Genomic DNA, 22,394 nt, shown 5'->3' with positions numbered 1-22,394 from the left:
GCGCATCCCTTTCACGCCATCCCCGCTGCGCCCCACCGGGCGCAGCCCTGCCATCCTGACTGAGAAAAAACCATGAAAATCGCTGTATTGCCCGGAGACGGCATTGGTCCAGAAATCGTTGCAGAAGCCGTGAAGGTGCTCGACGCCCTGAAGCTCGACCTGCACCTGCAAAGCGCACCGGTCGGTGGCGCCGCCTATGAGGCCTCCGGCCACCCGCTGCCCCCCGCCACCCTGGAGCTGGCCAAGGCATCGGACGCCATCCTGTTTGGCGCCGTGGGCGACTGGAAGTACGACACTTTGGAGCGCGCACTGCGCCCCGAGCAGGCGATCCTGGGCCTGCGCAAGGCACTGGGCCTGTTTGCCAACTTCCGCCCCGCGATCTGCTACAAGGAACTGACCCACGCCTCCAGCTTGAAGCCAGAGCTGGTGTCCGGCCTCGACATCCTGATCATCCGCGAGCTGACTGGCGACATCTATTTTGGCCAGCCACGCGGCCGCCGCAGCGCACCGGACGGCCACTTCCCCGGCGCCGAAGAAGCTTTCGACACCATGCGCTACACCCGCCCCGAGATCGAACGCATCGGCCATGTGGCCTTCCAGGCCGCGCAAAAGCGCAGCAAGCGCGTGACCAGCGTGGACAAGGCCAATGTGCTGGAGACCTTCCAGCTGTGGAAGGATGTGATGACCGAAGTGGGCAAGCAGTACCCCGATGTGCAGCTGGACCACATGTATGTGGACAACGCCGCGATGCAGCTGGTCAAGGAACCCAAGCGTTTTGACGTGGTCGTCACCGGCAATATGTTTGGCGACATCCTGAGCGACGAAGCCTCGATGCTGACCGGCTCGATCGGCATGCTGCCCTCGGCCAGTCTCAACGACAAGAAGCAAGGCCTGTACGAACCCAGCCACGGCTCGGCACCGGACATCGCCGGCAAGGGCGTTGCCAACCCGCTGGCCACCATCCTGTCGGCGGCGATGATGCTGCGCTTCAGCCTGGGCCAGGAAGCCGCTGCCCAGAAGATCGAAGCGGCCGTGCAAAAGGTGCTGGCCCAGGGCCTGCGCACGCCCGATATCTACAGCGAAGGCACGACCAAGGTCGGCACCCAGCAAATGGGCGACGCCGTGGTGGCGGCGCTGTAAGCAGCCGACCACACAAGCCTCCAAGAGCGACCTGCGGGTCGCTTTTTTGCGCCTGCAGATGGATGGAATCGCTGGTACTGCGCAAGCAAACACCCCGCTTCAACAACAAAACGACGACAGAAGCGCGGCGCGCTTTCCACTTTAGTCATTTCGATGAATTAAAAAACCATAAATGGTCGAAAAATAGTTTTTAACGTCATATATGCATGCGCTTCGATGCGCCAGCACTCGAAATTTATAAAAATTTCTGCACAGGTTTAAAAATTTGGCGCTAGAATAGCTTCCTATGTCTGCGCACTGCCCTATTTCATGGCTGAACCCCATCACCCCCATTGAGGCGGGTATGGCTGCGCGCGCATACACATTCACAACCACCACGAAGATTACCGGCTGATCCAGCCTGGTTCGTCGTGCGCCTCCCCCTGGCCGACGAGCCAGGCCCTCAGCCCCACGTGGTATTTCCTTTAGGTACACAAGGGCGTTTTATGAGCAAGCAATTGGTAGGTTTGGTGGGCTGGCGCGGCATGGTCGGCTCGGTGTTGATGGACCGCATGCAGGCCGAAGGTGACTTCGCGCTGATCGAGCCGGTGTTTTTCTCGACCTCCAACGCAGGCGGCAAGGCCCCTGCGATGGCGACCGTGCACACCCAGCTCAAGGATGCCAATGACATTGCCGAGCTGTCCAAGTGCGACATCATCATCACCTGCCAAGGCGGCGACTACACCAAGGAAGTCTTCCCCCAGATCCGCGCTGCCGGCTGGAATGGCCACTGGATCGATGCCGCCTCTTCGCTGCGCATGCAAGACGATGCCGTCATCGTGCTCGACCCCGTCAATGACGCACTGATCCAGCGCAAGCTGGCCGCTGGCGGCAAGAACTGGATTGGCGGCAACTGCACCAACTCCATCTTGCTGATGGGCCTGTCGGGCCTGTTCAACGCCGGTCTGGTCGAATGGGTCTCGTCGATGACCTACCAGGCCGCGTCCGGCGGTGGCGCCAACCATATGCGCGAACTGCTCAAGGGCATGGGCGTGGTGCACGCTGCCGTGGCCGATGAGCTGGCCACGCCCGCCTCCGCCATTTTGGAGATCGACCGCAAGGTCGCCCAGACCATCCGCAGCGATGTGCCCACCGAGTTCTTCGGCGCTCCTTTGGCAGGCGGCCTGATCCCCTGGATCGATGCCCAGCTGGACAATGGCCAGTCCAAGGAAGAGTGGAAGGGCCAGGCCGAGGTCAACAAGATCCTGGGCACCGATGCCACCATCCCCGTCGACGGCCTGTGCGTGCGCATTGGCGCGATGCGCTGCCACAGCCTGGCGCTGACCTTGAAGCTGAACAAGGACCTGCCGCTGGCCGAGATCGAAGCGCTGATCAAGGGTGGCAATGACTGGGTCAAGTGGGTGCCCAACGAGCGCGCCGTGACCGTCAAGGAACTGACCCCCGCTGCGGTGACCGGTGGTCTGGAAGTGGCCGTGGGCCGTGTGCGCAAGCTGAACATGGGCCCCGAGTACGTCTCGGCCTTCGTGATCGGCGACCAGCTGCTCTGGGGCGCTGCCGAGCCGCTGCGCCGCATGCTGCGCATCCTGCTGGCGGCCTGATGCCGGCCGTTGCATAAGCGGCCCAACCACCCCACCTTCCGGGCCTGCCCCCAGCAGCCGGAAGGTGTTTTTCTTGCTGCTTTTGCTAACGATCCAGGCCCGGGTCTGCCCGGCAGCCTCCCTCTGAAAAGTTGCTCTGGAACAACAATCAGACCGACCGGAGTGAGCCCAAGCACCCTATCAAATGAGATGCCCATTCCTTAACTTGTCACTCCAACACATTACTGTTAAGGTTCTTTTTACTGATAATTACCGATTTCGCGTCTTAGGGGGAGGGCTTTCTCATGGGTACAAAAACAACCCCGCACGCTTCTACTATTCAATCAAATAGCACTATGCATCGCTGGAAAATCACTGCGCTTGCCGCCGCCATGGCAGCCTTTGGCCTGTACACAGGGGAAGCATCAGCGCTCGCGCTGGGCAAGATCAATGTGAAATCCGCGCTGGGCGAGCCCCTGCGCGCGGAAATCGAAGTTCCGCAGATCACCGATGCCGAGGCCGACACCTTGCAGGTCAAGACGGCCTCGTCGGCGGTCTTCCGCACCCAGGGCATGGACTACTCGGGCACGGTCAGTGGCGTGCGCGCCCAGCTGCAGCGCCGCGCCAATGGCACGGCCGTGATCGTGCTGACCACGCAGCGTCCGGTCAATGATCCCTTTGTCGACTATGTGATCGACGCCAACTGGAATTCCGGCCAGGTCGTGCGCAGCTACACCATGCTGTTCGACCCGCCCAACCTGCGCAAGCCCGAACCCGCCGTCACGGTGGCGCCGCAGCTGAGCGCCGCCGCCCCTGCCGCGCGCCCACCGGCACCGCCTGTGCGCGTGATCGAGGAGCCCCTGGCATCGGCCACGCCAGCGCCGGCCCCCGCCGCCCGCAGCGCTGCTGCACCGCGCCCTGCACCCGCAGCACGCGCCAATATTCCCGCCACCGCCAGCAACAACAGCGGTGGCGACAGCGTGCGCACCCAACGCGGCGACACGCTGGGCCGCATCGCCGCGCAAAACAAGCCCGCTGATATCTCGCTCGACCAGATGCTCATCGCCGTGGTCCAGAGCAACCCGCACGCCTTTGTTGGTGGCAACGTCAACCGCATGAAGGCAGGTGTCACGCTGAACATGCCGACGGCCGAGCAGGCCCGCGCGGTATCGCCCCGCCAGGCGCGCCAGATGGTGGCCGCACAAAGCCGCGACTTCAACAGCTACCGCAGCCAGCTCGCAGCCAAGGCAGCGCCGGCCCAGGTCGCCACCGACACGCGCGCTGCCAGCGGCAAGGTCGAGGCCTCGGTGGACGACAAGAAGCCCCAGAGCGTGGCACCGGACCAGCTCAAGCTGAGCAAGGAAGCAGCCAAGGGCACGAAGTCGGCCGAAGCCAGCGTCGCCAGCGCCCAGCAGGCCAATGCGGCCCAGGAGCGCAGCTCCGAGCTGAACAAGAACATCGAAGAGCTCAACAAGCTCAAGCAAGCCGCTGCCGGCACGGCAGCCACCGCAGCATCGGCCGCAGCCCCCGCAGACGGAAAACCCGCAGCGACCGCCACCGTAGCGGCCGCGGGCAGTGCGCCTGCCGCCGCACCGGCTGCTGCGGCACCTGCAGCAGCCACGCCTGCACCTGCAGCACCCGCTACGCCTGCGGTAACGGCCCCGGCACCGGCCGCAGCGCCCGCCACTGCACCGGCTCCAGCGCCTGCTGCTGGCGCCAGCGACGCCGCAGCACCTGCAGCAGCACCAGCCCCGGCACCTGCGGCCGCACCCAAGCCCAAGCCCGCTCCGGCACCTGCGCCGGTCGAAGAACCCAGCTTTGTCGATGAGCTGCTGGACAACCCCCTGCTGCCCGCAGCGGGCGGCCTGGCCATCCTCGCGCTGCTCGGCGGCCTGTGGTACCGCAACAAAAAGCGCAACGAAGGCGTCAACGCCGCGACCGACTCGGTGCTCGAGAGCAGCCTGGCCCAGGACTCGTTCTTTGGCGCCAGCGGTGGCCAGCACATCGACACCTCGGTGAGCGCGATGACCACCGGCAACTCCTCGCTGGCCTACACCCCCAGCCAGCTCGATGCCGGCGATGTCGACCCGGTGGCCGAAGCCGATGTCTATCTGGCTTATGGCCGTGACCTGCAGGCCGAGGAAATCCTCAAGGAGGCGCTGCGCACCAGCCCGACGCGCAGCGCACTGCATGCCAAGCTGGCCGAGATCTACGCCAAGCGCAAGGACCGCCTGGCGCTGGAGAGCATCGCCAAGGATGCCCGCCAGCTGACCGGTGGCACCGGCCCCGACTGGCTGCGCATCGCCGCGCTGGGCCAGGAGCTGGACGCGGCCAACCCGATCTACCAGAACAACACCGCTGCGGTGCCTTCTGCGGCCGAGATTGCCACGCCTGCCGCACTGGCCGCCGCCGCCGCTGCTGCGCGCGCTGAGCCGATTCCTTTCGAGAACACGCTGCCACCCACGACGATGGCGGCCTCCAGCCCTGCCAGCGCATTCAGCCCCTCCACCGGTCTGGATTTCGCGATGAGCAGCCAGCTGACCGAAACCCCGGATGCCGCCTCGCAGTTCCAGGCACCGGCAGCGCCTGCTGCCCCGGTGGCCGCGCCAGCTGCGCCGGCCGCTGATGCGGGCCTGGCTTTCGAAGCACTGGCGCCTGCTGCTGGCAAGCCTGCGCTTTCGATGGAAGACTTTGACCGCCAGCTGGCCGAAGCGCTGAGCATTCCGTCCGAGCTCTCGCCCAGTGCCAGCCACAGCGCCGCGCAGAGCCTGGAGACCCAGCCGGGTTCGCTCGACTTCCAGCTGAGCGACTTCGACAGCCAAAGCACGGCGCAGATGCCCATTGGCGACAAGAGCATGCCGACGATGGACTTTGACATGACCTCGCTGTCGCTGGACCTGCCCAGCAGCGGCGAGCCAGACCACACCCATCCGGTCACCCTGGCCGATGACATGGCCGGTCTGGAGATCGATGACAGCGATCCGCTGGCCACCAAGCTGACCCTGGCCCAGGAATTCCTGGCCATCGGCGACAAGGAAGGCGCGCGCTCGCTGGCCGAAGAAGTCATGGCCGAGTCGTCCAGCGCCACCGTCAAGGCCCAGGCCCAGCGCCTGCTGGACCAAAGCCGCTGAACCGCAGCCGCTCCCGGCACCAGCCCCGCTCTGCGGGGCTTTTTCATGGCCGGGTGGGCCGGCAGCCTTATGATGGCGCCATGCGAATCGCCCTGGGCATCACCTATAACGGACAGGCCTACCAGGGCTGGCAAAGCCAGCCCAGCGGCAATACTGTCCAAGACCATCTTGAAGCGGCGCTGAGCCGCTTTGCCGCCTCCCCCCTCTCCACCATTTGCGCTGGCCGCACCGATGCCGGTGTGCACGGCCTCATGCAGGTGGTGCATTTCGACGCCCCTGTCGAGCGCACCGAAGCCTCCTGGGTGCGTGGCACCAACACCTTCTTGCCCAAGGACATTGCCGTGCAATGGGCGCGCAGCGTGCCCGATGCCTTCCACAGCCGCGCCTGCGCCACCTCGCGCCGCTATGGCTATGCCTTGCTGCAGTCGCCGGTGCGCCCCAGCGTGGAGCATGGCCGGGTCGGCTGGGTGTTCCAGCCGCTGGATCTGCAGGCCATGGAGCGCGCGGTGCAGTACCTGCTGGGCGAGCATGATTTCTCCTCGTTTCGCGCCGCCGGCTGCCAGGCCAAGTCGCCCGTCAAGACCTTGTATGCGATCAATATTGGCCGCAGCGCGCAGCGCCCCAGTGCCTCGCGCGATGGCGTGCCGTCCTGCTACTGGCGCTTTGATTTCCAGGGCAGCGCCTTCTTGCACCACATGATCCGCAATATCATGGGCTGCCTGGTCGTGATTGGCCAGGGCACCAAGCCGCCAGAATGGATGCAAGAGGTGCTCGACGCGCGCAGCCGCGAGACCGCCGCCCCCACCTTCTCCCCCGATGGCCTGTACTTTCTGGGCCCCCAGTACGATGCGCACTGGGGCCTGCCCAGCGAGGCCATCTCGTTTGACTGGTTTGCCTGAACAAGGAGCTCCATTGACCGCCATGCAAGCAAGCGCGGGCCGCACCCGCATCAAGATCTGTGGCCTGACCCGCGAACAGGATGTGGACGCGGCCGTGGCCGCCGGCGCCGATGCCATCGGCTTTGTGCTCTACCCCGCCAGCCCCCGGGCCGTGACCGCTGAGCGCGCCGCCGAGCTGGCCCGCCGCCTGCCCGCCTTTGTGACGCCGGTGCTGCTGTTTGTCAACGAGACCCCAGCCCAGGTGATGGCCGCCTGCGCCCGCGTGCCCGGCGCCATCGCCCAGTTCCATGGTGACGAGAGCCCGGAGCAATGCCTGGCGTCAACCGGCGGCGGCGAGCGCAGCTTTTTGCGCGCCGCACGCATACCCCTTGGCGACGCTGCGGTGCAGTTCGACCTCGTAGAATACGCCCATCGATATTCACACGCCAAGGCCATCCTGCTCGACGCCCATGTCGAGGGGTTCGGCGGCGGCGGCAAAGCATTCAATTGGTCACTGCTTCCAACAAACGTAGCCTCTCATCTCGTTTTGTCTGGTGGACTCACGCCTGCAAACGTGACCGATGGCATTGTGCAAGTCAGACCGCGCTGCATCTCGCTCGCGGTGGATGTGAGCTCGGGCGTTGAGATGACCGGTGCCGATGGCAAGACCATCAAGGGCACCAAGGACGCCGAAAAAATCCAACAGTTTGTCGCAGCCGTGCGTGCCGCTGACACACTACTTGCCAAGAATCCCTTCCATGTTTGAATACCAGCAACCCGATACCGCGGGCCATTTCGGCCCCTATGGCGGCAGCTTTGCCAGCGAAACCCTGACCCACGCCCTGGTCGAGCTGCGCGAGGCCTATGACAAGTACCAGAACGATCCGGAGTTCCTGCGCGAATTCCAGTACGAGCTGGCCCACTATGTCGGCCGCCCCTCGCCCGTCTACCACGCTGCGCGCATGTCGCGCGAGATGGGTGGCGCGCAGATCTACCTCAAGCGCGAGGACCTCAACCACACCGGCGCCCACAAGATCAACAATGTGATCGGCCAGGCCATGCTCGCCAAGCGCATGGGCAAGCCGCGCATCATTGCCGAGACCGGCGCCGGCCAGCATGGCGTGGCGACGGCCACGATCTGCGCCCGCTATGGCCTCGAATGCGTGGTCTATATGGGCAGCGAAGATGTGCGCCGTCAAAGCCCGAACGTCTACCGCATGAAGCTCTTGGGCGCCACCGTGGTGCCGGTCGAGTCAGGCAGCAAGACCTTGAAGGACGCGCTCAACGAAGCGATGCGCGACTGGGTTGCCAATGTGGACAACACCTTCTACATCATCGGCACCGTCGCCGGCCCCCACCCCTACCCGATGATGGTGCGCGATTTCCAGAGCGTGATCGGCAATGAGTGCCTGACCCAAATGCCGGCGCTGTTCAAGGAACAGAACATGGCTGCCGAGCAGCCCGATGCGGTGATCGCCTGTGTGGGTGGCGGCAGCAATGCCATGGGCATCTTCTACCCCTATATCCCCTATGAGAACACGCGCCTGATCGGCGTGGAAGCGGCCGGCGAAGGCCTGGACAGCGGCAAGCACTCGGCGTCGCTGCAGCGCGGCTCCTCAGGCGTGCTGCATGGCAACCGTACGTTCATCCTGCAGGACGACAACGGCCAGATCACCGAAACCCATTCGATCAGCGCAGGTCTCGACTACCCCGGCGTGGGCCCCGAGCACGCCTGGCTGCAGGAAATCGGCCGCGCCCAGTATGTCGGCATCACCGACCAGGAGGCGCTCGACGCTTTCCACTACCTCTGCCATACCGAGGGCATCATCCCGGCGCTGGAATCGAGCCACGCCGTGGCCTATGCGATGAAGCTGGCCAAGACCATGCGCGCCGACCAGTCCATCCTCGTGAGCCTGTCGGGCCGGGGCGACAAGGACATTGGCACCGTGGCCGATCTCTCGGGCGTCGACTTTTATGCCCAACCCTCCAGCCGCGGCGTGGCCGTCAAGGGAAGCTACACCAAATGAGCCGTATCGCCGCAACTTTTGACCAGCTGAAGCTGGCCGGCCGCAAGGCCTTGATCCCCTATGTCACCGCCGGCTTTCCGTTTGCCGACATCACGCCTGCGCTGATGCATGGCATGGTCGATGCGGGCGCCAATGTGATCGAGCTGGGCGTGCCCTTCTCGGACCCGATGGCCGACGGCATCGTCATCCAGAAGGCCGGAGAAAAAGCCCTGTCGCTGGGCATTGGCATGAAGCAGGTGCTGGCCATGGTGGCCGAGTTCCGCGTCAAGGACAACAGCACCCCCGTGGTGCTGATGGGTTACGCCAACCCGGTCGAGCGCTATGACCAGGTGCACGGCAAGGGCGCCTTTGTGCGCGATGCCGCTGCCGCCGGAGTCGATGGCCTGCTGGTGGTAGACTACCCGCCCGAAGAATGCGAAGCCTTTGCGGCCGATCTGCGCGCGCATGGCATGGACCTGATCTTCCTGCTGGCGCCCACCTCCACGCAAGAGCGCATGCAGCAAGTCGCACGCGTGGCCAGTGGCTATGTGTACTACGTCTCGCTCAAGGGCGTCACCGGTGCGGGCACGCTCGATACCGGTGCCGTCGAAGCGATGCTGCCGCAAATCCGCCAGCATGTGCACATCCCTGTCGGCGTAGGCTTTGGCATTCGCGATGCGCAAACGGCCCAGGCCATCGGCAAGGTGGCCGATGCCGTGGTGATCGGCACCCGCATCATCCAGCTGATCGAAAACCAGCCGCACGAAAAAGTCGTGGCGCTGGTCTCCGATTTTTTGCGTGGCATCCGCAAGGCGCTTGACGCATAATGCGCCTCCTGGGCTGCGCCGTGCGCAGCCCCTTGAGTGCGAGAGCAAAGGAAAACAACCATGTCCTGGCTAGAGAAACTGTTACCCGCCAAGATCCAGCACACCGACCCGGCCGAGCGTCGCCAGATGCCCGAAGGTCTGTGGATCAAGTGCCCTGCATGCGAAGCCGTGCTGTACAAGGCCGACCTGGAGCACAACTTCAATGTCTGCCCCAAGTGCAGCCACCACCACCGCATGTCGGCGCGCTCGCGCTTGAACCAGTTCCTCGACGCCGAAGGCCGCTACGAGATTGGCCAGGAAGTGCTGCCCGTCGATGCGCTGAAGTTCAAGGACAGCCGCAAGTACCCAGAACGCCTCAAGGAAGCGCTGGAAAACACCGGCGAGACCGATGCACTGGTCGTCATGGGTGGCTCGGTCAAGAGCATCAACCTGGTGGTCGCCTGCTTCGAGTTTGAATTCATGGGCGGCTCGATGGGCTCGGTCGTCGGCGAGCGCTTTGTGCGCGGCGTCGAAACCGCCATCGAGCAAAAGGTGCCGTTTGTGTGCTTTACCGCCACCGGTGGCGCGCGCATGCAGGAAGGCCTGCTCAGCCTGATGCAGATGGCCAAGACCAATGCCGCGCTGACCCGCTTTGCCAAGAAGGGCCTGCCCTACATCAGCGTGCTGACTGATCCGACCATGGGCGGCGTGTCTGCCGGTTTCGCTTTCATGGGCGATATCGTCATGGCCGAACCCAAGGCGCTGATCGGCTTTGCCGGCCCGCGCGTGATCGAGAACACCGTGCGCGTCAAGTTGCCCGAAGGCTTCCAGCGCGCCGAGTTCCTGCAGCAAAAGGGTGGCGTGGACATGATTGTCGACCGCCGCGAGCTGCGCGACCGCATTGCCAGCAGCCTGGCCATGCTGCAGCGCCTGCCGGCTGACGCAGTGGCCTGATCGGCCTCGCTACCCCAGCGGTTCGCTGGGGGCCGCGAATCCTCATAAAAAAAACCGCCCTAGGCGGTTTTTTGCGTCCGGGCTTGGCGCCCCAAGGGTCACATCACACGGCCATCAGCAGCCGGGATTGCAGATGGGCCAGCATGATGGAGATGATCTGCAAGCCCACCAGCAGCACGATGGGCGACAGATCGACCCCGCCAATCAGTGGAATGACCTTGCGCAAGGGGCGCAGCAGCGGCGCGGTGAGCTGGTAGAACACGGCATTCATCACCGCATTGCCCGAAGACAGCCAGGAGAGCACGGCATGCACCAGGGTCACCACCACCATCGTGGAGATGGCGATATTGGCCACGCCAATGGTGGCCACCACCAGCACCGACAACAGCGATGTCAGGCCGCCCGCGACCAGCCACAGCAGCACAAACTGGACCACCTGCACCAGCCAGGCACCCAGAATGCTGGCCCAGTCACCGCCGGGCAGGCCCTTGGTGATCCTGCGCAAGGGCAGCACCATCCAGCTGGTCAGCGCCAGCACCAGCTGCCCCAGCGGGTTGTTGAAGGAGACGCGCTGGTACTGCATGTACCAGCGCAGCAGGCAGGCGCCGGTCAGCAGACCACCTGCGATATTGAGCAGCAGGGACAGGATTTGAAAAAGCATCGGTGTTTCCAGTCGGGAGCCATCCCGAGAATGCGAATTTGCTATTAAAAATGAAGCTGGCAGGCCAATAACAAAGGGCTTGAGGCTATTATTCTAGGGCCGCAGCCCAGGCTGGCGCCAGCAAATCCCCCTGCGCGCCAGGGACGAAAAGCGGCGCAGCAGTCGGACACTACGGCTTTTGCCGGCACGGGGCACGCTAAAAATCTTAAAATGACAGGTTTTGGCCGTTTACCAGCGCAATGCTGGCCTCTTCATGTCTGAAAACCACACCACTCCCGAGACCGCGCCGGTTGCGCACGACGAAAACCAACTGATTGCCGAGCGCCGCGAAAAACTCAAAGCCCTGCGCGAAGCACAGCGCCAAGGCAAAGGTGTGGCTTTCCCCAATGACTTCAAGCCCGCCGACCGCGCAGCCGACCTGATTGCGGCCCACGCCGAGAAGGACGCCGCCGATCTGGACGCTGCCGCGCTGACCGTCAGCGTCGGCGGCCGCATGATGCTCAAGCGCGTGATGGGCAAGGCCAGCTTTGCCACTGTGCAAGATGCCACCGGCCGCATCCAGCTCTACGTCACCCGCGATGCGGTGGGCGAAGAGCTGTACGCCGATTTCAAGAAGTGGGATCTGGGCGACATCATCGGTGCCGAAGGCCAGTTGATGAAGACCAAGACCGGCGAGCTGTCGATCAAGGTGACCAAGATCCGCATGCTCACCAAGAGCCTGCGCCCCATGCCCGACAAGTTCCACGGCATGGCCGATCTGGAGCAGAAGGTGCGCCAGCGCTATGTCGATCTGATGACCGACGAAGACGCCCGCAAGCGCTTTGTGGCCCGCTCCAAGGCGGTCTCCGGCATCCGCGAGTTCATGGTCGAGCACGGCTTCCTCGAAGTCGAAACCCCCATGCTGCACCCCATCCCCGGTGGTGCCAATGCCAAGCCCTTCATCACCCACCACAATGCGCTGGACCAGGAGATGTACCTGCGCATCGCCCCTGAGCTCTACCTCAAGCGCCTGATCGTGGGCGGCTTCGAGCGCGTGTTCGAGATCAACCGCAACTTCCGCAATGAAGGGGTCTCGGTGCGCCACAACCCCGAGTTCACGATGATGGAGTTCTACGCGGCCTACTGGAACTACCGCGATCTGATGGACTACACCGAAGCGCTGATCCGCGACGCAGCGATGAAGGCCGTGGGCACCCTGGAGCTGACCTATGGCGGCAAGCCGGTGGACCTGGCCAAGCCTTTCGAGCGCCTGACGATCACCGAAGCCATCGTCAAGTACACCGATGCCGGCGAGAACGTGGGCAACCGCGAATGGCTCACCAATGCCCTGAAGAAGCTGGGCATGAAGGAAGAGAAGGACAAGCTGGCGGGCCGCACCCTGGCCAGCCTGCAGGTGCTGTACTTCGAGGAAGTGGTCGAGGACAAGCTCTGGAACCCCACCTTCATCATGGAGCACCCGACCGAGATCAGCCCGCTGGCCCGCGCCAACGATGACCGCCCCGAAGTGACCGAGCGCTTTGAGCTCTACATCACCGGCCGCGAATTCGGCAACGGCTTCTCGGAGCTGAACGATGCCGAAGACCAGGCCGCGCGCTTCAACGCCCAGGTTGCAGCCAAGGATGGCGGCGATGACGAAGCCATGTACTACGACCACGACTTTGTGCGCGCGCTCGAGTACGGCATGCCCCCCACCGGCGGCTGCGGCATCGGTATCGACCGCTTCATGATGCTGCTGACCGACAGCGCCAGCATCCGCGACATCATCCTGTTCCCCGCGCTGCGCCGGGAGCAATAAGGCGCCCCGCAGGCCCCCGGCCTGCCAGCAGCGCCCAGCGGCACAGGTTCTGCCCAGAGCCTGTGCCGCTTTTTCATGGCCAGCCGCCGCCGATATACTGGCCTGCATGCAGATACCCCGTTACTGGGCGCAAGCGCGCCTGCGCCATGAGACCAGCCCGCGCCATGGCGCCACCGTCCAACGCTGGGGCTGGTCCGACCAGAGCCCCGATGCCGCGCAAGCCCATGCCCAGCAGCGCGCCCAGGCCGCGCTCGACCAGGTGCTCAGCGCCCCGCAGGCGCGCAACCTCGATGCCCGCTTTCAGCGCATGGAGCGGCTGGGGGAATATGGGCTGAACGGCCAGACCCCCATCCGCGAAGAGATTCTGGGCCAGCGCGGCCGGGCGGTGATGACGCGCAACAGCTACGGCGCGCACTGCCTCAACACCCCCGATGTCGCCATTGCCGACATGGACTTCCCGCCGCAACCAGCGCCCCCCAGCGCGGCACCGCTGCTGATCGCGGCAGTCTTTGCGCTGGCGGCCTGCTTTGTCATCTTTGCGCAGGGCGGCGTGCTGCCCGCCGTGGCGGTGCTGGCCGGCGCCGTGGTCGTGCTCGCGCTGTGGCTCCGGCGTTTGCTGAACCTGCGCCAAAAGCAGGCTGGCAGCGCCGATCCCCGGCAGCTGGCGCTGGAGCGGGTCACCGCCTTTAGCCAGCAGCACCCCGACTGGGGCCTGCGCGTTTACAGCACGCCCAAGGGGCTGCGCATCATCGTCACCCACCAGGCCATGGCGCCCACGGACGGCGCGGTGCAGGCGCTGTTCTCTGCGTTGCAGGTTGATCCGATCTACCAGCGCCTGTGCCTGCAGCAGCAGTGCTTTCGCGCCCGCGTCACCGGCAAGCCCTGGCGCATGGGCCTGTCCGGCCCCAGCCCCCAGGTGCGGCGCTGGCCCGTCGCGGCCAACCAGCTGGCAGCGCGCGCAGACTGGACGCATGTCTACGACAAGCAAGCGGCGCAGTACAGCGCCTGCCGCTTCGTCGCGCAGCTGGGCCAGGCCCGCATCGCGATGGATATCCAGGCGCTGGTCGATTGGCATGACGAGGCCTGCCGTGCCGAGGAAAGCCAGCTGCCGCTGGCCTGAACGCGGCCCCAACGCGGCCCTCGTCGCCGATAATCGGCGCATCCACCACCACGGGCTGCCTTGGCGCCCGCTGCGCTCCCCCCGCCTGCCATGAACCGACTCAAACTCCTGATCCCTGACTGGGCCACCGAATGGGTGGACATCATCGTGCCGGCCATGCAGATCAGCCTGATCCTGCTGCTGTCCATCACGCTCAACTATGTCACCCGCAAGCTCATCACCCGCATGGCCCAGCACTACCACTGGCCGCTGGAGCTGGCCGTGCCGATCAAGGGCCTCGTGCGCTGGCTCATCATTGGCGGCACCTGCCTGTTGATTCTGGAGCGCCTGGGGGTCAGCGCCACCGTGCTGTGGACGGCGTTCTCGGGCTTTGCGGCCGTCGGCGCCGTGGCCTTCTTCGCTGCTTGGAGCGTGCTGTCCAACTTCTTCTGCGCGGTGCTGATCTTCACCGTGCGGCCCTACCGGCTGGGCGACTATATCGAGGTGCTCGACGGCCTGGACAAGCCCGGTGCCAAGGGCCGGGTGGTCGATATCAACATGCTCTACACCACCATCGAGGACTTTGCAGCCGACCGCAGCCAGAGCGTGGTGCTGCAGATCCCCAACACCCATATCTTCCAAAAGGTGGTGCGCCGCTGGACCGACGATCCACCACCGCAGCAGCCGCCTGAGGCCAGCCCGGCAGAGCCAGCGCAGACCCCATCGGTGCCTTAAAGAGCGCTTGCAGCCGCAAATCAGCCACTGTCAGCGCCAGCCTACCTCTACTTACATCTTCGGCCCACGACTGTGCCCTGGCCCCGTGCTTAACATCAAAGCATCACATGACAACAGGAGGTTTTCGATGCTGAAGTGGGCCATTATTTTTGCGGTGATCTCGTTGCTGGCCGGCGTGTTCGGCTTTACCGGTGTTGCCTCGGGCGCAGCGGGTATTGCAAAGATCCTGTTCTTTATCTTTATCGCCATCACGGTGATCTTCCTGGTCATCGCCCTGCTGGGTGTCGGCGCCGTCGCCTGACCTCTGCCTTCACAGCCAGCGCTGAAAAATGCCTGCATGCCTGCCTTGTGCAGGCATTTTTTTGGCCCATCGCAGCCGGCTCTACCGCCAAGGCGGTGCAGCCTAGCGCGCTGCAGAGGCCGGCAGCACCGCCCGCTGCGCCGCATCGAGCTGCCAGCGCCCGCCATGGAAGGCCTGTACGCTGTCGCGGTGGGCAACCGACACCAGAGACCCACCGCGCTCACGCACCATTTGCAGCAGCTGCGCATAGACCTCGGCTTCGGTCGCCTGGTCCAGCGCACTGGTGGCCTCGTCGGCAAACACCCAGGCGGGGCGTTTGAGCAGGACCCGCGCAATCGCCAGGCGCTGCTGCTCCCCGCCCGAGAGCACGGCGTTCCAGGCGGCCACCTCATCGAGCCGCTCCACCAACGGCGCCAGCTGCGCTGCACGCAAGGCCGCCTGCAGCTGGGCATCGCCATAGTCACTCGCAGGCTGCGGGTAGGCCAAAGCCTGGCGCAGGCTGCCATCGGGAAAATAAGGGCGCTGCGCGATGAACATGCTGTCTAGCGGCCGCTGCACCCGGCCGCGCGCAAACGGCCAGATGCCGGCCAGGCTGCGCAGCAGGGTCGACTTGCCGCTGCCCGAGCGGCCGCTGATCAGCACATCCTGGCCAGCGGCCAGCTGCAGGGCCGCATCCTCGATCACCACCCGGCCCCCCGGCAGCGCCACCTGCAGGCCCTGGGTTTGCAGATGGTCGGCCGCCTCCAGCGACGGGCCCTGGGCTTGGGCCTGGGCCTGCAGACCGGCCTCAAAGCTCGCCAGACGCCGCGTGGTGGCGCGCCAGGCCGCTATATCGCTGTAGTTGTTGACGATCCAGCTGAGCGAATCCTGCACCTGGTTGAAGGCCGAGGCAATCTGCATCAGCTGGCCCAGCTGGATGGCGCCGCTGAAAAAGCGCGGCGCGGCAATGATGAAGGGAAACACCACAGCGGCCTGGCCAAAGAAATTGGTGAACCAGGCGAGCTTTTTCTGCTGGCGGATCAGCTGCAGGTAGTTGCCCAGCACATCGCCAAAGCGCAGGCGCAGCTGCGCGCCTTCCACCCGCTCACCGCCGTCCATCGCAATGGCCTCGGCATGCTCGCGCACCCGGACCATGTGGTGGCGGTAGTCGGCCTCCAGGCGCTGCTGCGCGATATTGAGGCCTACCTGGGGCTTGCCCAGCCACAGCGAAATGGCGCTGCCCACCAGGCAGTACACGACGGCCATCCAGACCATAAAGCCGGGGATATGCAGGCTTCCGCCGCCCAGCATGGCAGGCAGGCTGAGATCCATCGCCGCGCTCAGCCCCCAGAGGATGCCGACAAAGCTGACAAAGGTGACCAGGGCGTTCAAGAGCCCCATGCTGAGCGCCACGGTGTAGCTGCTGAACAGGTTGATGTCTTCCTGGATGCGCTGGTCGGGGTTGTCCGGCATCTGCTCGCTGCCGCTGTAGCGGCCCAGCTCCATGCGGTAGAAGGCCTTGTGGGCCAGCCAGCGGCCTTGCAGGTGCTCGGTGAGCCAGTGGCGCCAGTGCCACTGCAGCAGCTGGGTGAGGTAGAACTTGTAGACCGCAATGACGATGTAGACCAGCGCCAGCCACAAAAAGCGCCAGAGCTGGTGCCAGAACACATCGGCCTGCTTGTTTTGCAGCGCATCGTAGAACACCCGGTTCCAGCTGTTGATCTGCACCAGCATGAACACCGCTGCCAGGTTGAGCGCCACGATGGCGGCCAGCAGGCCCCAAGCGCGGAGCTTGTCCTCGGAGACAAAATAGGGCCGCGTCAGCGCCAGGGCCTCGCGGCCAGCCAGCGCCACGCGGCGCAAGGGGTTGTGAAGGGGCATATGCTCTCAGCCATCTAGGGGATAAGAGCAATCTAGAGGACGGGGCTGAGGCGAGGCTTAAACCGCCGCCGCAGCCAGCCACGCGGGAGCTCAGCCGAGCAGGTCCAGCGCGTCCTGGTAGGCGGGCTGGCGCATCAGCTCATCCCAGGGCTGGGGCACGGTCTCGGGCAGCAGCGCCAGGCGGCGCGATTCCGAATCCTCGTCGGGCTGCCAGCGGCCGCTGCGCAGCGCGTCGTCCATGCCGTCCAGCAGCTCATCCACATGGGCGCCCAGGCCCAGGCTCTGGTTGCAGAGCAGCACCATGTCGCAGCCGGCAGACAAGGCCGCCAGCGCCGCCTCGGTGTAGCTGATCAAGCTGCCATTGATGCGGCGCGCGCCCTCCATGCTCAGGTCGTCGCTGAAGATCGCACCGTCATAGCGCAGGCGCGTACGCAGCACATCCTTGAGCCATTTCTCGCTAAAGCCAGCCGGGCGCTTGTCCACCTTGGGGTAGATGACATGGGCGGGCATCACGGCCGTCAGCACGCTGCTGAGCCAGGGGTAAGGCGCGGCATCCTCGGCCAGGATGGCGCTCAGGCTGCGCCCATCGACGGGAATATCCACATGCGAGTCGGCTTTGACAAAACCGTGACCAGGAAAATGCTTGCCGCAGTTGCCCATGCCCGCCTGCAGCAGGCCATGCATGAGGCTCTTGGCCAGCATCGCCACCACGCGCGGGTCGCGGTGAAAGCTGCGGTCACCGATGACCGAGCTTTCGCCATAGTCCAGATCGAGCACCGGGGTAAAGCTGAAATCCACCGCGCAGGCGCGCAGCTCGGCACCCAGCACATAGCCCGCTGCGGTAGCGGCATTCATCGCCCGCATCGCGCCGCTGCCCGGGCGGTGTTGGCGGCCCTGGCCGTCGTCCATCCACATCTGGCCAAAATGCCGCATCGATGGCAGGTGCGTGAAGCCATCGGTACGGAAGCGCTGCACGCGCCCGCCCTCGTGGTCCACACAAATGAGCAAATCCGGCTTGATGGCCTTGATCTGCGCGCACAGCTGCACCAGCGCCGAGCGGCTCTCCCAGTTGCGGGCAAACAGGATGATGCCGCCCACAAGCGGGTGGGCCAGGCGGGCGCGGTCGGCATCGGTCAGGGCCTTGCCGGCGATATCAATGATCAGAGGAGCGTGCATGGGAGGGATGCGGACAATTCAAAAACGGGCCCTGGCAGGGCCCGGGGGAGCGGGAATCAGAGCTTTTCGACGACGCAAAAGCTCGCGGCATAGTCGACCTCGTCGGTCACGGTGATATGGGCCGTCAGCCCTTGCGCCTCAAACCAGGTGGCCAGCTCGCCATGCAGCCGGATGCCCGGCTTGCCGCTGGGCAGATTGATGACCTCGCAATTGCGCCAGGTCATCGGCATGCGCATGCCCAGGCCCACGGCCTTGCTGAAGGCCTCCTTGGCCGAAAAGCGCGTGGCCATGTAGCGCACGCCCCGGTCAGGCCAGCGCTCGCTGCGGCGGCGCCAGACGGCCAGCTCGCCCTCGGCCAGCACCTTGTGGGCAAAGCGCTCGCCCTGGCGCTCCAACGTAGCGCGGATGCGGCGGATATCGCAGATGTCGGTGCCAATACCGTAGATCATGCTGTCACAGACCTGAGCGTGCCATTACAGCAGCACGCCATCGGCGCGGGCGTCGAGCGAGCGGCGGTAGGCACGCACGGCTTCGGCGTAGCCCATCTCCAGCGCATCGGTGACAAAGGCGTGGCCGATCGACACTTCCAGCACCTGGGGCACATGGGTCACAAAGGGGGTGAGGTTGCGCAGGCTCAGGTCATGGCCGGCATTGACGCCCAGGCCCACGGCCTGCGCCGCCTTGGCTGCGGCCACATAGCGCGCCAGCTGCACACTTTGCTCGGGCGTGCCAAAGGCGGCCGCATAGGGCTCGGTGTAGAGCTCGACGCGGTCGGCGCCCACCGCCTTGGCAGCGGCCATCTGCTCGGGGATCGGGTCCATGAACAGGCTCACGCGCACGCCCAGTGCCTTGCACTCGTCCACCAGCGGCTTGAGGCGCTCGGCGTCTTGCGGAAAGCTCCAGCCATGGTCGCTGGTGAACTGGTCTTCGCCATCGGGCACAAAGGTGGCCTGGTGCGGACGGTACTGGCGCACGTAGGTCATCAGATTCTGGAAAGGATTGCCTTCGATGTTGTACTCACGCTTGACCGGCCAGGTGGCGATCACATCGGCCAGCCGCTCCACATCGCCCGGGCGGATATGGCGCTCGTCCGGCCGCGGGTGCACGGTGATCCCCTGCGCGCCCGCTTCCAGGCACAGACGTGCCGCGCGCGTCACGCTGGGGATATCCAGGTGGCGGGTGTTACGCACCAGTGCCACCTTGTTGAGGTTGATAGACAGGGCAGTTTTCACGGGGGTAGTCATAGTGATTGGATATCCATCATCAACTGGCGCGTACGCAATACCGGCTGACCACAATGGTGTTGCAGCAGCGTACGCAACTGAACTTTTAACTCTGCGGCGCACAACACGCAAGCCCTGAGCACCGCAGGATAGGGGTTTGCAGCGGACAGCGCTTGCTCCAAGTCCTCCCATTGTGCACCGCTGAGCCCCGCCCTGTCCTGCCCATGGGCCTCGCGCAGGCCGGCATCGGGCACCAGCACATAGCGCGTGGCGGGCTGGAGCGGCTGCAGCGACAGCGTTTGCGCCGCCAGCGATGGCAGCAGCCCCAGCTCGCGCAGCAGCAGCAGCTCAAAGGCGCGCAGCACGGGCTCGAGCACCTCCCCATGGTCGGTGGCCAGCACCCGCACCACACCGGCATAGATGTCGAACAGGTTGGCAAACGGGTCTTCGCGCGCCAGCAGCCGCATCAGCAGCTCATTGAGGTACAGGCCCGAGAGCAGGCCCGCGCCCACCGGCATCGTGTGGCCGCCGAACCACTCGGCGCTTTTGAGCGTGTGGATGTCCGAGGCCCCCTCGCCCGCGATGCCCCAGGACAGGCGCAGCGGCTGCAAGGCCAGCAGCACCGGCCTAAAGTTGGAGGTGGGTTTTTTAACGCCCTTGGCGACCAGGGCCACGCGTCCCCGGTGCCGGGTAAAGCATTCCAGCACCAGGCTGGATTCGCTCCAGTCGTACCGGTGCAGGATATAGGCCGGTTCCTCGTTGACGCGCTTGACAGCCATGGCTCAGGGGGTGCAGTACGTGACCCCGTTGGGGCCACAGAAGAGGTCAGGTACCAGGCGCTGGGCGCCAACCGGGCACAGCAGGCGGTGCGCCGGTGTTGCGCCCCTTGGCGCTTATTCGTAGCCGAAGGACTTGACCCGGGCCTCGTCATCGGCCCAGCCGGACTTGACCTTGACCCAGACCTCCAGGAACACCTTGGCGTTAAGCAGCTTTTCCAGCTCCTGGCGTGCCTCGGTGCTGATGCGCTTGAGCTTTTCGCCCTTTTCGCCAATCACCATGGCCTTGTGGCCATCGCGCTCGACAACAATGGTCGCTGCAATGCGCATGAAGCGGCCATGCGTCTTGCTGGGCTCCTCGTCGAACTTGTCAATAACCACCGTCGAGGTATAGGGCAGCTCATCGCCGGTAAAACGGAAAAGCTTTTCGCGCACGGTCTCGGACGCGAGAAACTTCTCGCTGCGGTCGGTCAGCTCTTCCGGTCCGTAGAACCAGGCCTGCTCGGGCAGGTACTTTTCGCAGATGCCGAACAGGCGCTCGATATCGCCCTTGTTCTTGGCCGACATCGGCACGAACTCGGCAAAGGGATGGCGCTCCTGCATGTCGCGCAGCCAGGGCGCAATCTCATGGCGGCGGTGCACGGTGTCGAGCTTGTTGGCAATCAGCAAGGTGGGAATGCCGGGCTTGAACAGCGACAGCACCTTGGCGTCGGCCAAGGTGAAACTGCCCGCTTCCACCACAAACAGGATCAGGTCGACATCGCCGATGGCGCCCATCACCGTCTTGTTGAGCGACTTGTTCAAGGCGCGCGAGTGGCGGGTCTGAAAGCCCGGCGTATCGACAAACACAAACTGGGTGTTGTCCTTCGTGCGGATACCGGTGATGCGGTGGCGCGTGGTCTGCGCCTTGCGCGAGGTGATCGAGATCTTCTGGCCGACCAGCGCATTCATCAACGTGGACTTGCCCACATTGGGCTTGCCGACGATGGCAATCAGGCCGCAGCGCTGCGGGCCGGTAGGTGCTGCGGGTGCGGCGGGCGCCTCGGTCTGGCCGGCATCGGGGGCGCTGACGCGGGCCACGGTGGCTCCTGGCTTGGCGGCCGCGAGCATCGCGTCCAGGTCAGAGAGGGTCTGGCCCGAAGGCAACAGCTCTGCAGGGTCTTGGCCAGCAGCGCTTGGAGATGGGGTTTTTTTCGAGGTCATAAAAAGCTTAGCGATGCTGGGTCTGCAGTTGTTGCAACATGATGGCGGCTGCCGCCTGCTCGGCCGCACGGCGCGATGCGCCAGCGCCTTCGCTGCGGGCCTGGAAGGCCGGCACCACACAGTCGACATGGAAGGTCTGCGCATGCGCAGCCCCGGTTGTGCCGGTCACCACGTACTCCGGCACCGATTTCTTGCGTGCCTGCAGCCACTCCTGCAGCGCCGTCTTGGCATCCTTGGATGCGGCGGGCATGTGCTGCGAGATTTCGACACGCTCATAGAGATGATGCACGATCGCCTCGGCCTGCGTGTAGCCGGCATCCAAGTAAACCGCTCCAATAATCGCCTCGACCGCATCGGCGAGGATCGAGGGGCGCTCACGCCCGCCCGATTTGGACTCGCCTTCGCCCAGGCGCAGCACCTTGGCCAGCTGCAGGCGCAGCGCAATCTGGTGCAAGGTGTCTTGCTTGACCAGGTTGGCGCGCATGCGCGAGAGCTCGCCCTCCGGGGTGCCCTTGAGCTTCTGGAACAGCATCGTCGATACCGCCAGGCCCAGCACCGAGTCGCCCAGAAACTCCAGGCGCTCATTGTGATCCGCACAAAAACTACGGTGCGTTACCGCTCGCTGCAGCAACGCACCGTTCGCAAAAGAATACTGCAGGCGTTCCTGCAATCGACTGAGTTCTGATTCCACCTACTTCACACTATCGTTAAAACGGAAGACCAGAAAGGCTGGCCCGTACAAGGGGATGTCCCGCTCGTAGCTGTAGGACACCACAATCTTGCCGTCCGTGTCTTTGGTCACTTCCAAATCCTTGGCATTGACCGATGTCATGTCATCAATCGCCTGCGAGCGCTCATAGATGGCGCGCACTTCCTGCACCGTCGTGCCCTGGCGGGCCGCCTTGACGGCGGCCTTCTTGATGTTCATGTTCTCGATCACGATCGGGACTGCCTTGCTGCCCACAATGGCCAGGGCCACGATGATGAAACCCCAGAGCACCACACCGATGAACGACATGCCGCGCTGGCGCTGCCGGGGTGCTTGTTTCATAGCCTGCATAGTCAATCCCTCT

At 64.6% G+C, this 22,394-nt stretch carries 21 protein-coding genes; 12 read left to right on the top strand and 9 right to left on the bottom strand.

Annotated elements, in window-relative coordinates; all coding sequences use genetic code 11:
- Positions 1-72: 72 nt before the first annotated feature.
- The 8 genes from leuB (at position 73) to accD (ending at position 10,492) form a co-directional block, all read left to right on the top strand.
- A complete protein-coding gene (leuB, locus tag WH367_RS04700) occupies positions 73-1,140 on the top strand; it encodes a 3-isopropylmalate dehydrogenase (protein ID WP_133855413.1) in 1,068 nt (355 codons plus the stop codon).
- A gap of 485 nt (positions 1,141-1,625) precedes the next feature.
- Positions 1,626-2,738, top strand: coding sequence for an aspartate-semialdehyde dehydrogenase (gene asd, locus WH367_RS04695; RefSeq protein WP_339534498.1), 1,113 nt, complete (start codon positions 1,626-1,628; stop codon positions 2,736-2,738).
- 335 nt (positions 2,739-3,073) lie between these two features.
- Positions 3,074-5,848 (top strand): FimV/HubP family polar landmark protein, encoded by a 2,775-nt coding sequence (locus tag WH367_RS04690; RefSeq protein WP_339534497.1) that lies wholly within the window; start codon positions 3,074-3,076, stop codon positions 5,846-5,848.
- An 80-nt stretch (positions 5,849-5,928) separates the two neighbouring features.
- Positions 5,929-6,747 carry a tRNA pseudouridine(38-40) synthase TruA gene (gene truA / locus WH367_RS04685; protein WP_027010797.1) on the top strand — a complete coding sequence of 273 codons (819 nt, stop codon included), beginning with the start codon at positions 5,929-5,931 and terminating at the stop codon, positions 6,745-6,747.
- Between the two features lie 22 nt (positions 6,748-6,769).
- Complete coding sequence (locus tag WH367_RS04680; protein WP_339517444.1) at positions 6,770-7,492, top strand: phosphoribosylanthranilate isomerase; 723 nt, start codon at positions 6,770-6,772, stop codon at positions 7,490-7,492.
- Positions 7,485-8,753 (top strand): tryptophan synthase subunit beta, encoded by a 1,269-nt coding sequence (gene trpB, locus WH367_RS04675; RefSeq protein ID WP_021026442.1) that lies wholly within the window; start codon positions 7,485-7,487, stop codon positions 8,751-8,753. The genes WH367_RS04680 and trpB overlap by 8 nt, the downstream gene beginning before the upstream one ends.
- Positions 8,750-9,559, top strand: a complete 810-nt coding sequence (trpA, locus tag WH367_RS04670; protein ID WP_339517441.1) for a tryptophan synthase subunit alpha — start codon at positions 8,750-8,752, stop codon at positions 9,557-9,559. The genes trpB and trpA overlap by 4 nt, the downstream gene beginning before the upstream one ends.
- Before the next feature lie 60 nt (positions 9,560-9,619).
- Positions 9,620-10,492, top strand: coding sequence for an acetyl-CoA carboxylase, carboxyltransferase subunit beta (gene accD / locus WH367_RS04665; protein ID WP_339517440.1), 873 nt, complete (start codon positions 9,620-9,622; stop codon positions 10,490-10,492).
- Between the two features lie 103 nt (positions 10,493-10,595).
- Here the strand turns inward: accD and WH367_RS04660 are convergent, their stop codons facing one another.
- The gene (locus WH367_RS04660; protein WP_021026439.1) at positions 10,596-11,153 is read right to left on the bottom strand and encodes a YggT family protein; all 558 of its coding nucleotides are present in this window, start codon (positions 11,151-11,153) and stop codon (positions 10,596-10,598) included.
- Positions 11,154-11,406: 253 nt separating this feature from the next.
- Between WH367_RS04660 and lysS the strand changes: the two genes are divergently transcribed.
- From lysS to WH367_RS04640, 4 genes are all read left to right on the top strand, one after another.
- Entirely contained in the window at positions 11,407-12,948 is a 1,542-nt protein-coding gene (gene lysS / locus WH367_RS04655; protein WP_312990286.1) for a lysine--tRNA ligase, read from the top strand.
- A 106-nt stretch (positions 12,949-13,054) separates the two neighbouring features.
- Positions 13,055-14,068, top strand: a complete 1,014-nt coding sequence (locus tag WH367_RS04650) for a hypothetical protein (protein ID WP_339534494.1) — start codon at positions 13,055-13,057, stop codon at positions 14,066-14,068.
- Between the two features lie 90 nt (positions 14,069-14,158).
- Positions 14,159-14,782 carry a mechanosensitive ion channel family protein gene (locus tag WH367_RS04645; protein WP_021026436.1) on the top strand — a complete coding sequence of 208 codons (624 nt, stop codon included), beginning with the start codon at positions 14,159-14,161 and terminating at the stop codon, positions 14,780-14,782.
- Between the two features lie 127 nt (positions 14,783-14,909).
- Complete coding sequence (locus WH367_RS04640) at positions 14,910-15,083, top strand: DUF1328 domain-containing protein (RefSeq protein ID WP_021026435.1); 174 nt, start codon at positions 14,910-14,912, stop codon at positions 15,081-15,083.
- A gap of 102 nt (positions 15,084-15,185) precedes the next feature.
- Here WH367_RS04640 and WH367_RS04635 read toward each other — a convergent pair whose 3' ends face one another.
- The 8 genes from WH367_RS04635 to WH367_RS04600 all read right to left on the bottom strand — a co-directional run bounded on the left by WH367_RS04635 (position 15,186) and on the right by WH367_RS04600 (position 22,381).
- Positions 15,186-16,943, bottom strand: coding sequence for an ABC transporter ATP-binding protein/permease (locus WH367_RS04635; protein ID WP_339534492.1), 1,758 nt, complete (start codon positions 16,941-16,943; stop codon positions 15,186-15,188).
- 90 nt (positions 16,944-17,033) lie between these two features.
- Complete coding sequence (nagZ, locus tag WH367_RS04630; RefSeq protein WP_339517433.1) at positions 17,034-18,119, bottom strand: beta-N-acetylhexosaminidase; 1,086 nt, start codon at positions 18,117-18,119, stop codon at positions 17,034-17,036.
- Between the two features lie 56 nt (positions 18,120-18,175).
- Entirely contained in the window at positions 18,176-18,568 is a 393-nt protein-coding gene (acpS, locus tag WH367_RS04625) for a holo-ACP synthase (protein WP_021026432.1), read from the bottom strand.
- A gap of 24 nt (positions 18,569-18,592) precedes the next feature.
- Positions 18,593-19,363, bottom strand: a complete 771-nt coding sequence (locus WH367_RS04620; protein ID WP_339534490.1) for a pyridoxine 5'-phosphate synthase — start codon at positions 19,361-19,363, stop codon at positions 18,593-18,595.
- The gene (gene recO / locus WH367_RS04615) at positions 19,360-20,121 is read right to left on the bottom strand and encodes a DNA repair protein RecO (RefSeq protein ID WP_339534488.1); all 762 of its coding nucleotides are present in this window, start codon (positions 20,119-20,121) and stop codon (positions 19,360-19,362) included. Before recO ends, WH367_RS04620 begins: the two co-directional genes overlap by 4 nt.
- 114 nt (positions 20,122-20,235) lie before the next feature.
- On the bottom strand, positions 20,236-21,228 hold the full coding sequence (gene era / locus WH367_RS04610; protein WP_021026429.1) for a GTPase Era: 993 nt from the start codon (positions 21,226-21,228) through the stop codon (positions 20,236-20,238).
- 100 nt (positions 21,229-21,328) lie between these two features.
- Entirely contained in the window at positions 21,329-22,012 is a 684-nt protein-coding gene (gene rnc / locus WH367_RS04605; RefSeq protein WP_027010793.1) for a ribonuclease III, read from the bottom strand.
- The gene (locus tag WH367_RS04600; protein WP_043339557.1) at positions 22,013-22,381 is read right to left on the bottom strand and encodes a DUF4845 domain-containing protein; all 369 of its coding nucleotides are present in this window, start codon (positions 22,379-22,381) and stop codon (positions 22,013-22,015) included. It lies immediately after the preceding gene.
- Positions 22,382-22,394 lie beyond the last annotated feature (13 nt).

Origin of the sequence: Comamonas sp. MYb21, assembly GCF_037479395.1 — a bacterium.
Lineage (GTDB): Bacteria > Pseudomonadota > Gammaproteobacteria > Burkholderiales > Burkholderiaceae_C > Comamonas.
This window is presented reverse-complemented; position numbering and strand designations above follow the sequence as displayed.